Here is a 12,759-nt window from a genome sequence, read left to right as displayed (position 1 = left end):
GACACACCTGCAAATCAAATTCGGGAATCCAGCCGTGCAACTCGCTTACAGTAACGACCGTTTGTCCAGCCGGATGTCGGTCGACCCGTCCATCGCGGGCGAACCCGAGGTGGAATCGTCGGTGATCGAGTGGTTGTTGCATGACGATCAGGTGATGCGCGAGTGCTTCACGCACGCGGCGGAAATCCTGAAGAGCGTTACCGGCGCGGCGATCACCGCGATCACGCTGCTCGACGAGGAACACCAGCACTACCGCGCCGAAGTCGGCATGGCGATGCCGCTCGTCACGCGTGCGCGCTCGCTCGCGGACTATGCGGTGCGCGATGCGGACCTGTTCGTGATCGAGGATGCGCACGACGACGCCCGTTTCGGCGAATGCATGCTGGTGCAGCGTCATCCGTTCGTGCGCTTTTACGCGGCGATCGCGTTGCGCGCGCCGAACGGCGAGATCGTCGGCGCATTGTGCGCGATGGACCCGTCGCCCGGCCGGCTCGACGAAGGTCAACGCGGCGTGTTCTACCATCTGCGCGCGATGATCGAAAACGATCTGAAGATGCGCACGGCCACCGCGATCGATCCGCTGACGCAGTTGTATAACCGCCGCTTCCTGCTGGAGAGCATTGCGCGCCGCTGGAAAGAAGCGCGCGACGGCGACGTGATGGGTTCGGTGGTGGTCGACGTGGACTGGTTCAAGCAATACAACGACACGTATGGTCATCAGGCGGGCGATCACTGCCTGCGCAAGGTGGCGTCGGTCATGCAGGCCGCGGCCGATGGCGAAGGCATCATCGCCGGACGCATGGGCGGCGAGGAATTCGGCCTGCTGGTGCTGCACGCGCAACCGTCGGTGTTACAACGCACGCTGGAAACCTTGCGCCAGGGCGTGGTGGATCTGGCGATCGAACATCGCGCGTCGCCGTTGGGCGTGGTGACGGTGAGCGTGGGCGGCGCGATGACGCGGATCGACGAATCCTCGCGAGCCTTGCATCGGGACGGCTTTGCGAGCGCGGACCGGGCGCTGTATCGGTCGAAGCATGCGGGCCGGAACCGGGTGACGATGGCATGACGCCTGGCGCGCCGCCACGCGGCGCGGGCAACGCGATCCGCGCTTGAGGCAGCGCGTCGCGGCCGAAGCGCTCAACTGTCCCGAACCTCCGCGTAAACCTGTCTGACCCAGTCGGCGAACACCCGCAGCTTCGTGCTGTAACGCCGGCTCGGCGGATACGCGAGATACACCTCCAGCGGCGGGCGCCGGTAGTCCGCCAGAATCGGCACCAGCTCGCCTCGCGCGATAGCGGGCCGTACCATGAAATCCAGCGTATGAACAAGGCCCAGGCCCGCTAGCGCGGTGGCCAGGTGCGCATTGCTTTCACTCACCATCACCGGATTGCGCACGCCTTGCAGCACGATGGGCTCGCCGCCGGCAGCGTCGGCAAAAATCAGCGGCTGTGTGAGCCCCGTGCTCGCGGAAAAGTAGCTGACCACCGCATGACGGTCGTCGACAATCTGTTGCGGATGCAACGGTGTGCCATGTTCGGCGAGATACGCCGGACTCGCGCAGGTGGTCCAGCGCAGCGTGCCGATGGCCTGCGTGACCAGCGCCGGGTCGTTGGCCGTGCTGCGAATCGCGCAGTCGATGTTCTCGGCGATCAGATCCGCCGTGCGGTCGGTCACGCTCAACTGCACCTGAATGTCCGGATAACGCGCGCAAAACCCGGGCAGCGCCGGAATCAGAATGCCGCTCGCGGTCGAGCCGCCGCTATCCACCCGTAACGTGCCGCGTGGATTCGCGCGATCGCGGCCGAGCGTCGCCTCGATATCGTCGAGTTCGCTGAGCAGATGCCGGGTGCGTTCGTAATACGCCGCGCCGTCGGTCGTGACGTTGACGCTGCGCGTGCTGCGTTCGAGGAGCTTGACGCCGAGGTGATCTTCGAGCGATTTGACCCACTTGCTGACCGTGGCGTTGGGCATTTGCAGCGACTGCGCCGCGCGACTGAAGCCACCGGTTTCCACCACGCGAGCGAAGATCCGGATTGCCTGTAAATGATCCATGGTCGGAGTCCGATTGATTATCCACATTGGTGGATAAAGAAACCACAGCATAGCCATTTATCTCCCTGCGTGCATCAAATAAGCTGACGTCACGGGTCAAGCGACCTCGACACACTTAATGAATTCAACCGATGTCACCCAGGAGCTTTCGATGAACCAGTCCAGACTTGAAAACGTCAACGCCAGCAAACACGCCGGCAAGATAGCGCTCGTCACCGGCGGCAGCAGCGGTATCGGCCTCGCGGCCGCGATCCGTTTCGCGCGGGAGGGGGCGAAGGTCTTTATCACCGGCCGACGTCAGGCCGAACTCGACGCCGCGCTCGAGCAGATCGGTCACGGCGCGGTCGCGATTCGCGCGGATATCGCGTCGGCCGCCGACCTTGACCGGATGTTCGACACGGTGCGGGCCGCGCATCAGCGGCTCGATATCCTGTTCGCGAATGCGGGCGGCGGCGAATTTTCGCCGCTTGGCTCGATCACCGAAGCGCAGTTCGACAAGTACTTCGACATCAACGTCAAAGGCACGTTGTTCACTGTGCAGAAAGCGTTGCCGTTGATGCAGCCGGGCAGCGCGATCGTGTTGACCGGGTCGATCACGTCGATCCAGGGTGTGCCGGCCTTTGGCGTGTACGCCGCGACCAAGGCCGCTTTGCGTTCGTTTGCGCGGACTTGGGCATCGGACCTGAAGGGGCGCGAGATTCGCGTGAACGTGGTCGCGCCGGGCGTGGTGGTGACGCCGGCTTATAAAACCGAACTGAAGATGAGCGACGAGCAGATCGAAGCTTATCGGCAGCAGGTCAGCGACACGACGCCGCTGGGCCGCGTCGGCGAAGCGGATGAAATCGCCAGGGCCGTGTCGTTTTTAGCTTCCGACGACGCGAGTTACATCACCGGGATCGAGTTGTTCGTGGATGGTGGTATGGCACAGGTGTAAGGCGAGCGGCTGCCGCAAAAACGAAACCCGTCTATCGGCAACGATACGACGGGTTTTTGGTTGCGCAGGGTTGCGAACATCGGTCTCATGGTGTTTCGCCATCGCGATGGCTAGCATGGGCGCGTGCTATCCATGCGGCAACGCGGAGCGTCGAGATGTTCGATCAGTTCGATCGGTTTGACCCAGGCGCCGGACGATTCAGCGCACAGTCGCCGAATACGGTGCGGTACCCAACCCGCTTCGCCCTAACGCGTGCCGGTGTGCTTGTCCTCGCGCTCCTGCCGACGGGCGGCGCCGAGGCGTTTCCCGGCTCGATCCGGTTTCCGGGCAACGGAACGTCGCTGTCCAACCTCGCGTTCGCCCCGACGATCCGGGTTCCGGACGACCCGTCGACGGGGCTGGTGTTGCAATCGGCTTCCCATGAGGTCGGCCTCGGCACGCCGCAAGTGCTCTGCCGGATCTTCGAGACCGTCGCGGTGAACGGAACCCCGGAAGCCGGTTCCACCACACTCTTCAAGACCAACGTGGCCGGCCTGGGCGTGCGTTATTCCATCAAGCGGCAAGCGAACGGGCCGTTCACCGACGCACCTTATTCCACGTCGTTCTTGCCCCCCGTCAGCCACACCGCCGAGTACCACATCAGGGCCGAACTCGTGGTGACCGGTCCGCCCGGAAGCGGCACGCTGACGACGCTGCCGAGTCTCACCGTCACCTTTACCGGCCGCTGCTTCGATACGGTCAGCAAAACGCAGTCCATCACACCGGGCAGTCTGTTCACAGCGGGTACCTGCAACGTCACCACCTGGGCGATTCATGTCGAGCTGCCGCCGCGCGTGTCGCCGTCGAACCTGGCGAGTGCGGGCGCCGTGCCGTTTTCAATCGGGCTCAATTGCGCCGCACCGGTGAGAGCTTATATGTCGCTCGTCGACGCGTCGAACCCCGGCAACCGGTCGGCGATCCTGAGCGCCGCCGCGGGTTCGACCGCGAAGGGCGTTGGCATGCAGATCCTATTCGAGTCGAGAGCCTTGTCGTTTGGCGTGCACGATCCGGACAGCGGCGTGCGCAATATTGCGTTCATGGGGAGGATGAACGCCGGGACGAACCGGATCCCGTTGAGCGCGCGATACGTGCGCACGGGGCCGGTGAGTGGCGGCACGCTGAAAGGGCTCGCCACGTTCACGATGTCCTATCAATAGCATTGCGCGATGCCCAGCGCGGGCCGGTCCGCATTTCCCTGCGAGCGCGGTCTGCTTCGCGCCGTGCGAGGTGCGGCGCGAAGTTCACGTACCGCGCTCACGTGCCGCGCTCACGCACCGATCAGCTTCAACCCCACCGGCAACGACTCGCCGAACACGCGGCCTTCGTCGGCGTTATCGAGTTCGACGCGCTCGCTCACCATCGTGATCCACGCGCGCGGCGCGTTCGCGGCTTCGAGCCGCCGCACCACCGTATGGCGTAAATCGTCGGCGAGGTCGCGCGAGCGGTCGCCGCTCATGCGGGCGATCTGCACCGCGGCGAACGCGGCCGGATCGACCTTTTTCCAATCGAGCGCGAGAATCGCGCCCAGCCATTGCGCGGCGATCTCCGGCGGCACGACGCTATGCGCGCTGCCGTAGAACGGTCGACGCGCGCCGATCCGCCCAACCGCCCACCAGCTTTGATGATTCTCAGCGGGCTTTTTCAGTCGCGTCAGCACGGCTTCGCCGAGTTCGATCTTGCGCTCGACCGGAATCCGTTCAAGCGATGCGCTCAACCGCAACATATCCGCAAGGCCGGTTTTCGCGACGTCGAACGGCAGCTTGTGACGCGCTTGCGCGGCGTTTTGCAGATACGCCATGGCGTCGAGCACGCGCAGTTGCGCGCCTTCGTCGAGACCGCCGGCCGCGCGGCGCCACAGCGTCCACCATTCGGACCAGACCTGGCTGTCGTTGATGTACTGAATGCCGTCGTCGAACAGTGTCCACACCTGCTCGACGCGCCATTCGTCGAGTGGATAGCCGAAGCCGGGGCGCAAGCAGTAGCCGGCCAGGTTCAGCCACAAGCGTTCGTGATCCGCCGAGCGCCGCCGACGCCGCGCGCGTTCCCACAGCGCGCCGAACAGTTCGCGCAGCAATGCGCTGTTCCAGCCGTCGCGCGGGCCGAGCAGTTGTTCGAGTTGCGCGCGCAACCGCTTGACTTCTCTCGGGTCGATTTTCTGCGCGCGCGTGCCGAAACTGCGGTCGATCTGTTCGATCGCTTCGTCGAGGCGCGGATGCCGCGCTTGCGCCGGATCCGCGGAGAGATCGACCTGCGCGGCTTCGCTGCGCAACTGGAATTCGAGCAGCCAGCGTTGCGTGGGATCGTCCCGTTCGATGCAGTGCACGTCGAGCGTGCCGACCTCGGTGAGCGAGGTGGCGATCCGCACCGCGGTTTCGCGCGCGCTGCCCGCACCGCGCGGTTGAACGACGGTGGCGATCGGCGGCAGGCGCACGAAATCGCCCTCGGTGAGATCGATCAGCTCGCCGGCGCGATAGACCGTGTCCGCGCTCGACGCCACCAGGTGGAAGCGCACGGGGTGGCCGAGCCGCAACGCGAACGTGCGGTCCGCGATCAGGATTTCCAGGCCTTCCTCGGTGCCGCGCGGCAACAGGCAGATGCCGCGCGGGGTGGGCTGGGTAGTGGGCTCGCCGCTGTCCTCGAGAACGAGGAAATAGCTGCGCGGCGAGCCGCCGCCGATTTTCGGCGCGGCGCCCGCGCGCGCCAGCGAATAGGCGACCGCGCCGCGCGCGACGGCGACGTCGGGGTTGTCGTTGTGCAGCACGTTGAGCGCTTCGCCGCGCCAGCTGCCGAGGGTGTCGGCGAGTCGCCGCGTAAGCGTCTCGGCGCGGAATACGCCGCCGTTGAGCAGCAGCGTGTCGGGGATCGGCAGGGGGGCGACGGAGTCGGCCGCTGGCGTCTGCGCAGCCTTCGAGTCGGAAGGCGACGGGGTCGACGCGACAGCGCCAGGCGCTGCCGACGTCGAAACCGCAGCCGATCCGGCGTCGGTATTGGTATTGCCCACGCCCACGTCCACGCCCAGCGCCTGACGCGACTGCGCTGCAAAGCGGCTCAAAAACGCCGCGATATGCCGCGTCACCGCCGCATCGGTCGCATACGGCAGGCCGAACTCGACGATCGCGCCACGCGGTCTGCCCGGCCGTTCGTGCGACGCCACCGCCGGAAAGAAGCCGTCGACGATGATCCGCTCCACTTCCTCCCGCGTCACCTGGGCACTACGCGCACCGCCGATCAGCTTCGAGCCCGCGCCGAGCAGCGTGATCGACGCCGAGTCGGGCGCGTGCGGCCCGAGCAACTGTTCCTTGGCGGCGCGGCAACGCTCGACCAGTTGCGACAAACTCGCCGCCGACAGCCGCGTGCGTTCCCCGTCGCCCGGCAGCCGCGTCTCCACCAGATGCGCGAGCGCGAGATCCATGTTGTCGCCGCCGAGCATCAGATGATTGCCCACGCCGATACGCGTCAGTTGCGGCTCGCCGTCGCGCATGTCGACGGCGATCAGGGTGAGGTCGGTGGTGCCGCCGCCTACGTCGCAGATCAGCACGAGACGGGTGTGCGCGAGCTCGTCGGCCAGTCGCTCGCGGTGGTGAAACAGCCAGTCGTAGAAGGCCGCTTGCGGCTCTTCCAGCAGTTTCAGTCTGGGCAGCCCGGCCAGGCGCGCCGCGGCCACGGTCAGCGCGCGGGCGCCTTCGTCGAACGAAGCGGGAACGGTGAGTACCACGTCCTGCTGGTCGAGCGGTGCGTCCGGAAAACGCTGGTTCCAGGCCGAGCGCACATGCGCGAGATAACTCGCGCTGGCTTCGACCGGCGAGACTTTGCGGACCTCGTCGGGGGCGCCCCACGGCAGGATCGGTGCAACGCGATCCACCGAGGCATGCGACAGCCAGCTCTTCGCGCTGGCCACCAGCCGTCCCGGCACCTGTGCGCCAAGCACGCGTGCGAGGCGGCCGAGCACGACCGGCGGTGCGGGAGCGTCGGCGCTACGGTCCACCGACGACCACGGCAACCGCACATCGCCCGTGGCCAGCTCACCTTCGGCCGCGTGATACCGCACCGAAGGCAGCAACGGCCGCGCCGCCACTTCGCCGGGGCTCACCAGTTGCTCGATCTCGAACACATGGATCGACTGCGACCCTGCCTGCGCGTAAGCCAGCACCGTGTTGCTGGTGCCGAGATCGATCCCGACGCTATACCGCTTCATCTCACTCATGCATTGGCGTTGCCGCGCACGTCGAACTCGACTTTCCAGCGCGCGTCGGTGCCGCGCGGGATGGCTTCGAGTTCGAGCGTGCCCGCTTCGGTCACGCGCGCGTGCAGTTTCACCGGCACCACTTCGCCCGCGGTGCGGCCGGCGGCCGGCAGCGTCGCCTGGATCGCTTCGAGCTCCTGCAATTCGTCGGGGCCCCAGAAGTCGAGCAGCGTGCCGACCTGATCCTGACGACGCACCGACGAGCCGAAGAAGCGGAAGTGCACCGGTTCGCCGACCACGAGACCGAACTCCTGCGCGGGCAACTCGGCGTCGGTGCCTTCCTCCATGCCGAAGGGCGCCACGCACAGCGCCTGGATCGGCGGTTCGAGGCCGGGCACGGCGGGCATCGCCGATTCGATCGCGATGTAGTACGCCCGCGCGGTGCCGCCGCGAATCCGCACGCCCTGGCCGCGTCGCACGTAGCCGTAGTAGGCCGCGCCGCGCGCCACCGCGAGGTCGAGATCGGCGCCTTCGAGCAGCCGCGCCGGGGCCGCGCTTTCCGCCGCGAGCCACTGGTTGAGCGTGCCCATGATGCGTTCGACCAGCAGCGGCGACTTGAACACGCCGCCGTTGAACAGCACCACGGTGGGATGCAGGAAGCTCGCGCCCTGCGCGGCCGCGTTGGCCGCTGCCTCGCCGAGACCTTCGAGTTCGGCCAGCGCGCCGACCTGACGACCGAGAAACGCCGCCAGATGCCGCGTGATACCGGCGTCCTGCGCATACGGCAGGCCGAGTTGCGTCAGACCGGCGCGCGCGCGGCTCACCGGACGCGCCGCGCTGTCCACCTGCGGGAAAAAGCCGTCGAGGATGGTTTGCGTCAGTTCGGCGCGGGTGAGTTCGGTGCGGATCGAACCGCCGATCAGCTTCGAGCCGCGGCTCGGCACGACGAGCGGCACGGTGTCGGTGGCCGGATCGCTGAGCAGCGTTTCCTTGGCCGAACGGCACGCGTAGGTGAGGGCGCGCAATTGCCACGCGTCGGCCTGGGTGCCTTGCGCCGCCAGCTTACGGGCGACGACGTGCGCGAGCGCGAGGTCCATGTTGTCGCCGCCGAGCAGAATATGTTCGCCGACCGCGACACGATGCAGTTCGAGATTGCCGTCACGCTCGATCACGGCGATCAGCGAGAGGTCGGTCGTGCCGCCGCCCACGTCGACCACCAGAATGATGTCGCCGACCTTGACCTGCTTGCGCCATTGGCCGCCGCTCTTCTGAATCCAGCTATAGAGCGCCGCCTGCGGTTCTTCGAGCAGCGTCATGCGGCCGAAACCGGCGGCCTCGCCGGCTTCGGCGGTCAACTCGCGCGCGGCCGGATCGAACGACGCCGGGATCGTCACCGTGACGTCCTGCTGGCTGAACGGCGCTTCGGGATGCGCATGGTCCCAGGCTTCGCGCAGATGCGTCAGATAGCGCACCGAGCTTTCGAGCGGCGAGACGCGCGCGACTTCCGGCGGCGCGTCGTTCGGCAGAATCGCCGCACGGCGGTCGACGCCCGGATGGCACAACCAGCTCTTCGCGCTCGACACCAGCCGGATCGGCGTGGCCGCGCCGCGATTGCGGGCGAACTCGCCGACCGCGAATTCGCGCTGGCCGGTCCACGGCAGGTACAGGTCGCCGGACGCCAGTTCATCCGGGTGCGGCAAGTACAGGAACGAGGGCAGCAGATCGAGGTTCTCGATCGCGCCGGGGCCGGTGAGTTGCGCGACCGGTAGCACGCCCTGGGTGGTTTTCTCGCCGTCGCTGGCGCTGGTGTCGACGTACGACAGCGCACAGTGCGTGGTGCCGAGATCGATCCCGATCGAATAGCGGGCGTCGCTCATAGCTCCACCTCGGCCGGGGCGATCACGTTCGCGTCGTGGCCATCGGCGAGCTTCGGCAGACGCACCTCGTCGACGCGCCAGCCACGGTGGCTGATGCTGCCGTTGAACGGCGCCTTGCCGACCACGTTGCCGGTCAGGCGCACCGCGCCGGCGTCGAAACCTTCGGCCAGCGTGATGCGGCTGCCTTCGGTTTCGTCGCGCACCGGACGGATCGTGAAATGTTCGCGCAGCGTCGTGCGGCAACCGTCGTGCACGAGGCGCGCGGCCGCGCCGATGTCGGCGTCGCTGTAGCTCTTGATGTCTTCTTCGACGAAATCGATGAAGCGGGCGTCGCGTTGCAGCAGGCCGAGCAGTTGCAGCGCGGCGTCGGGGCTGGCGGTTTTCAGCACGGGCGCGGGGGCGGCGGCGGGGGCTGGCGCGGGCGTGGGCGCTGGAGCCGGTGTAGCGGTGGCAGCCGTGCCACCCTGGCGCAGACGCAGGACGCCGGCAGCAAATTCACCGTCGCCGAGAATGCTGAAAAAGGTGCCGACGGCAAGTGAAATCCTGCCGAGGAAGGATGGGTTCGAATCGGTCATCAATGCTCCTGAGGGGCTCTGTTAAAGGACGAGCTGTCCTGACTGTGCCGCACGCGCCGGGCCTGGCCGGGCGTGTGCGAAAACCCGTATTTTGCCTCGTGGCGGGTCCGACGCGGACAAAGCCGGACATTCTAGCGTTCGGCGCGCGTAATTTGGCGGACTTTGAAGAGTCGGATTCAAGCGCCGTCAGGTCGCTTCGACGCGGCCGTCCGGCACGGTTTCGGGGCCGAATTCCGCGACCACCTGATCGATGAAGGCCCGTAGTTTCGGGGTCGCGCGGCTCGCCGGGAAGACCAGATGCATCGGCCGGGCGGGCGTTTCGTAGCCGCGCAGCAGACGCACCAGACGGCCCGCGGCCAGATCGTCCTGCACGGCCACCTCGGGCGCGAGCATCACGCCCGCGCCATGGAGCGCGGCGGCGCGCAGCGCTTTGACGTCGTTGGCGTGAAACGGGCCCGAGACCGGCACCACGTAGTCGCCGTGCGCGTCGGAGAAACGCCATTCCATCGCGACCGGCCGCGTCATGTAGACGAAGCTCAGGCAGGCATGATCGGCCAGTTCCGCCGGCGTTCGCGGCTCGCCGTGCTGCGCCAGATAGTCGGGCGACGCGCACACGAGCAACCGGTACGGCATCAATTGCCGGCCGATCAGCGACGAATCCGTCAACACGCCGAGCCGGATCGCCGCCTCGTAGCCTTCGTCGATCAGATCGACGAAGCGGTCGGTCAGCGTCAGGTCGACCCGCACATGCGGATGGCTTTTCAGATAGCGGGCGATCAGCGGGGCGAGGCAGTTGGCGCCGAACGTGACCGGCGCGGTAATGCGCAGGCGTCCGCGCGGCGAGGCCGAGAGTTCCTGTGCGACGGATTCGGCGGCTTCGGCATCCGCGAGCAGCGACTTGCAGCGCTCGTAGAAGATCTGGCCGATCTCGGTGAGGCTCTGGCGGCGGGTGGTGCGGTTGAGCAGGCGCGCGCCGACGCGCTCTTCCAGCGTGCTCACGTGCTTGCCCGCCATCTGCGACGAGATGCCGAACGCGAGCGCGGCCGCGGCGAACGAGCCGCTGTCCGCGGTTTTGACGAACACAGCCATGCTGGTCAGACGGTCCATGATTCCCTACTGGTGATTTCGACAATCGTCGGATTATGCGTGTTTATCATGCTGGGATTTTGAATCATAGTGTTTCTCACCGACCGGCGTCGCTGGAAGGCGCGGTCCTCAACCAGTGATGGAGTGTGAAACATGAAGATAGGCATTCTCGGCGCGGGCTTTATCGGCCGCGCGATGGCGAGCCTCGCGAAGCAGAGCGGGCATGAGGTGATGATCAGCAATTCGCGCGATCCGTCGACCTTGACCAGCACCGCCGCCGCGCTGGGTTGCGCGCTGGGCACCGCGCAACAGGCGGCGAGTTTCGGCGAAGTCGTGGTGGTGGCGGTGCCGTTCTCCCAGATCGGCGCGCTACCGGTCGGTGCGCTCGACGGCAAGATCGTGATCGACACGGGCAACTATTATCCCGAGCGCGACGGCCCGATCGCGGCGCTCGACGAGCGTGTGACCACCACCAGCCAGATGCTGGCCGCCGCGTTGCCGGGCGCGAAAGTGGTCAAGGCGTTCAACGCGATTCTGGCGGCGGATCTGGAGACGGACGGTCTGCCTGCCGGGACGCTTAAGCGTCGCGCGTTGCCCTTCGCGGGCGATGACGCGGCGGCCAAGCAGGTTGTGAGCGGCTTGATGGATCAGTTCGGTTTCGATCCAGTCGATGCTGGGGCGCTGCGGGACAGCTGGCGCTTTGAACGGGCGAAGCCGGTGTATTGCATTCCGTTCGATCGCGATGGGCTGGTTGCGGGATTGGCGGCGGCGCAGCGGGATGTCGAGTTGCCGCATGGGTCGTGGCGGAAGTGAGGCGGAGGGGGTGAAGCGGTGAAGTTATGAAAACGCCCGGCGCCGTATCGCGCAACGATGCGACGCCGTGCTTCCGATTCATACGTGGCGGGACGCTCCGATTCTTCGCATCATCAGGCGTGGACACAGCCACCTCAGGCCGCGCCAGGTAATTCCGTATGCCCGGATCGTGAACAACCAGCGGTTCGGATCGTCGGCGAACGTCGCGATGAAATGCGTGCTGTCCGTCCACCGGATGTCATCCAGCCAGAACGAACAATAGGGCGCGCCGATCTGCCGGACGGCGAGGACGCGTTGCAGGTTTTTGCTGACCAGCACGAACGCCGCCGCTTCTTCGAATGGGCAGTCGAAGTCGGTGGCGAAAAGATAGCCGGACGGCGTGTCGAACTGGAACAGCAACGCATAGCCGGGAATCGCGAGCGGCAGCGTCTGGCCGTCGACGATCAGGCGCGACGCGGGCGGCCATGATTCGTAGGGCCCGTGGTGTTTTTCAAGTGTGAAGCGGTGGATGGGCGTCACGCCTGAAGCGCTGGTCGGCTCATCGTTCAACGCTGCGGTCCCTCACCGGCATATATCGCGCGATCACACGCTCGATGGCCGCGAGCTGCGTCGGCAGCAAATCGCGACGCGGCAGGGCGACGAACGCGGAGCCGCCGGCGAACAGATAGATGCGCTCGGCGTCGTCCACGCGTGAGGTCAGGCTCGACCAGTTCAGACGCAGGCTGGATAGCGTCGATTCGCCGGTCACGCCGGTGGTGTCGAAGGTGACCTGCTGCGGGCCGAGAAATGGCACCGCGCCGCGTTTGATGCGCGCTTTGAGGCCGGCACGCGCGATGCCGCGCAGGAATATGGGCGAAAAATACGCGTCGTTGCAGAACACCAGCGCGCCGGCGGCAATCGCGCAACCGGCAATGCTGGCTGCGAGCGCTACGTCGACATGCGTAGCGGCCCAATACCAGCCGAACAGGCCGCCGACTGCCGCGGCAATCCCGATCGAACGCAACCGCTTGCGCAGCGTGCGTTTCGCCGAATAAAGCACGACGTGCGCGGCGATAAAGTCTTCATCCGTCAAGGTGACGGAGACTTGAAAGGGGAGCTGCGTGTCGGAGTTGGTCATGCTTTAAATGGTGGGCCGTTGCTGCGAGAGGGAATAGTACACGAGGTTAATGCGCGTTATGCATGTGTATTCTGACTGGTGGT

General features: G+C 66.3%; 11 protein-coding genes. 4 read left to right on the top strand and 7 right to left on the bottom strand.

Annotated features, from left to right (window positions below; all coding sequences use genetic code 11):
* Positions 1–34 precede the first annotated feature (34 nt).
* On the top strand, positions 35–1,066 hold the full coding sequence (locus BX591_RS00535) for a diguanylate cyclase (protein WP_244146912.1): 1,032 nt from the start codon (positions 35–37) through the stop codon (positions 1,064–1,066).
* 71 nt (positions 1,067–1,137) lie between these two features.
* On the opposite strand, the gene BX591_RS00530 is transcribed toward BX591_RS00535, so the two are convergent.
* Positions 1,138–2,052, bottom strand: coding sequence for a LysR family transcriptional regulator (locus BX591_RS00530; RefSeq protein WP_111928818.1), 915 nt, complete (start codon positions 2,050–2,052; stop codon positions 1,138–1,140).
* A 151-nt stretch (positions 2,053–2,203) separates the two neighbouring features.
* Here BX591_RS00530 and BX591_RS00525 point away from each other — a divergent pair, with 151 nt between their 5' ends.
* Positions 2,204–2,986 carry a glucose 1-dehydrogenase gene (locus tag BX591_RS00525; protein WP_111928817.1) on the top strand — a complete coding sequence of 261 codons (783 nt, stop codon included), beginning with the start codon at positions 2,204–2,206 and terminating at the stop codon, positions 2,984–2,986.
* A 155-nt stretch (positions 2,987–3,141) separates the two neighbouring features.
* Entirely contained in the window at positions 3,142–4,182 is a 1,041-nt protein-coding gene (locus tag BX591_RS00520) for a fimbrial protein (protein ID WP_111928816.1), read from the top strand.
* 110 nt (positions 4,183–4,292) lie between these two features.
* Here BX591_RS00520 and BX591_RS00515 read toward each other — a convergent pair whose 3' ends face one another.
* From BX591_RS00515 to BX591_RS00500, 4 genes are all read right to left on the bottom strand, one after another.
* A complete protein-coding gene (locus tag BX591_RS00515; protein ID WP_111928815.1) occupies positions 4,293–7,229 on the bottom strand; it encodes an Hsp70 family protein in 2,937 nt (978 codons plus the stop codon).
* Positions 7,226–9,085, bottom strand: coding sequence for an Hsp70 family protein (locus tag BX591_RS00510; protein ID WP_111928814.1), 1,860 nt, complete (start codon positions 9,083–9,085; stop codon positions 7,226–7,228). The genes BX591_RS00515 and BX591_RS00510 overlap by 4 nt, the downstream gene beginning before the upstream one ends.
* Positions 9,082–9,660 (bottom strand): DUF2760 domain-containing protein, encoded by a 579-nt coding sequence (locus BX591_RS00505; protein ID WP_111928813.1) that lies wholly within the window; start codon positions 9,658–9,660, stop codon positions 9,082–9,084. The genes BX591_RS00510 and BX591_RS00505 overlap by 4 nt, the downstream gene beginning before the upstream one ends.
* 186 nt (positions 9,661–9,846) lie before the next feature.
* Positions 9,847–10,767, bottom strand: a complete 921-nt coding sequence (locus tag BX591_RS00500) for a LysR family transcriptional regulator (RefSeq protein WP_111928812.1) — start codon at positions 10,765–10,767, stop codon at positions 9,847–9,849.
* A gap of 132 nt (positions 10,768–10,899) precedes the next feature.
* Here BX591_RS00500 and BX591_RS00495 point away from each other — a divergent pair, with 132 nt between their 5' ends.
* The gene (locus BX591_RS00495) at positions 10,900–11,559 is read left to right on the top strand and encodes an NADPH-dependent F420 reductase (protein ID WP_111928811.1); all 660 of its coding nucleotides are present in this window, start codon (positions 10,900–10,902) and stop codon (positions 11,557–11,559) included.
* Between the two features lie 78 nt (positions 11,560–11,637).
* Here the strand turns inward: BX591_RS00495 and BX591_RS00490 are convergent, their stop codons facing one another.
* A complete protein-coding gene (locus BX591_RS00490) occupies positions 11,638–12,108 on the bottom strand; it encodes a hypothetical protein (protein ID WP_244146913.1) in 471 nt (156 codons plus the stop codon).
* Complete coding sequence (locus BX591_RS00485) at positions 12,098–12,676, bottom strand: YcxB family protein (RefSeq protein WP_111928809.1); 579 nt, start codon at positions 12,674–12,676, stop codon at positions 12,098–12,100. The genes BX591_RS00490 and BX591_RS00485 overlap by 11 nt, the downstream gene beginning before the upstream one ends.
* Positions 12,677–12,759 lie beyond the last annotated feature (83 nt).

The organism is Paraburkholderia bryophila, from assembly GCF_003269035.1.
In the GTDB taxonomy this organism is placed as follows: Bacteria; Pseudomonadota; Gammaproteobacteria; order Burkholderiales; family Burkholderiaceae; genus Paraburkholderia; species Paraburkholderia bryophila.
This window is presented reverse-complemented; position numbering and strand designations above follow the sequence as displayed.

What these genes read in the sequence shown, in the direction of transcription:
- BX591_RS00510 (WP_111928814.1), bottom strand. Translation starts at nt 9,085, where the DNA reads ATGAGCGACGCCCGCTATTCGATCGGGATCGATCTCGGCACCACGCAC.
- BX591_RS00505 (WP_111928813.1), bottom strand. Translation starts at nt 9,660, where the DNA reads ATGACCGATTCGAACCCATCCTTCCTCGGCAGGATTTCACTTGCCGTC.
- BX591_RS00485 (WP_111928809.1), bottom strand. Translation starts at nt 12,676, where the DNA reads ATGACCAACTCCGACACGCAGCTCCCCTTTCAAGTCTCCGTCACCTTG.
- BX591_RS00495 (WP_111928811.1), top strand. Translation starts at nt 10,900, where the DNA reads ATGAAGATAGGCATTCTCGGCGCGGGCTTTATCGGCCGCGCGATGGCG.
- BX591_RS00520 (WP_111928816.1), top strand. Translation starts at nt 3,142, where the DNA reads ATGTTCGATCAGTTCGATCGGTTTGACCCAGGCGCCGGACGATTCAGC.
- BX591_RS00525 (WP_111928817.1), top strand. Translation starts at nt 2,204, where the DNA reads ATGAACCAGTCCAGACTTGAAAACGTCAACGCCAGCAAACACGCCGGC.
- BX591_RS00500 (WP_111928812.1), bottom strand. Translation starts at nt 10,767, where the DNA reads ATGGACCGTCTGACCAGCATGGCTGTGTTCGTCAAAACCGCGGACAGC.
- BX591_RS00530 (WP_111928818.1), bottom strand. Translation starts at nt 2,052, where the DNA reads ATGGATCATTTACAGGCAATCCGGATCTTCGCTCGCGTGGTGGAAACC.
- BX591_RS00515 (WP_111928815.1), bottom strand. Translation starts at nt 7,229, where the DNA reads ATGAGTGAGATGAAGCGGTATAGCGTCGGGATCGATCTCGGCACCAGC.